General features: G+C 47.9%; 2 protein-coding genes. Both read left to right on the forward strand.

From position 1 onward, the window contains the following. Positions 1–186, forward strand: a 186-nt coding sequence (locus AACU19_RS19010) for a hypothetical protein (RefSeq protein WP_206748651.1), incomplete at its 5' end; no start/stop codon positions are given. Then, complete coding sequence (tnpA, locus tag AACU19_RS19015; RefSeq protein ID WP_000502112.1) at positions 143–601, forward strand: IS200/IS605 family transposase; 459 nt, start codon at positions 143–145, stop codon at positions 599–601. The genes AACU19_RS19010 and tnpA, both read left to right, overlap by 44 nt. Positions 602–710 lie beyond the last annotated feature (109 nt).

Raw genomic sequence — 710 nt, forward strand, 5'->3', positions numbered from 1 at the left:
TGCACAGAAAACCCCCAGCTAGGCTGGGGGTTCCGGAAAGCTTTCAGCTTTGAGCCAGTTATTAAAACCCCTTTTGATTTGTTAAAACACCTTGCGGTCTGGCAACTGCAAGTGTCAAACAAGAAATCAAAAGGGGGTCCCAATGGGGGACGAAAAGAGCTTAGCGCACACCCGCTGGAACTGTAAATATCACATAGTTTTTGCGCCGAAATACCGAAGACTGGCGTTTTACGGAGAGAAGCGTAGGGCGATAGGCAGTATTTTGAGAAAGCTGTGTGAGTGGAAAAGCGTACGGATTCTGGAAGCAGAGTGCTGCGCAGATCATATCCATATGCTTGTGGAAATCCCACCCAAAATGAGCGTATCCGGCTTTATGGGATATCTGAAAGGGAAAAGCAGTCTGATGCTTTACGAGCAGTTTGGGGATTTGAAATTCAAATACAGAAACAGGGAGTTCTGGTGCCGAGGGTACTATGTCGATACGGTGGGTAAGAACACGGCGAAGATACAGGACTACATAAAGCACCAGCTTGAAGAGGATAAAATGGGGGAGCAGTTATCGATTCCATATCCGGGCAGCCCGTTTACGGGCCGTAAGTAACGAAGTTGAATGCAAATGTCAGATCGTATGCGCCTGTTAGGGCGCGGCTGGTAACAGAGCCTTACAGGCGCATTTGAAAAACCTCCGGCTATGCCGGAGGATATTTATT

This window comes from Escherichia sp. MOD1-EC4550 (genome assembly GCF_963876935.1).
GTDB classification, from domain to species: domain Bacteria; phylum Pseudomonadota; class Gammaproteobacteria; order Enterobacterales; family Enterobacteriaceae; genus Escherichia; species Escherichia coli_F.

What these genes read in the sequence shown, in the direction of transcription:
- tnpA (WP_000502112.1), top strand. Translation starts at nt 143, where the DNA reads ATGGGGGACGAAAAGAGCTTAGCGCACACCCGCTGGAACTGTAAATAT.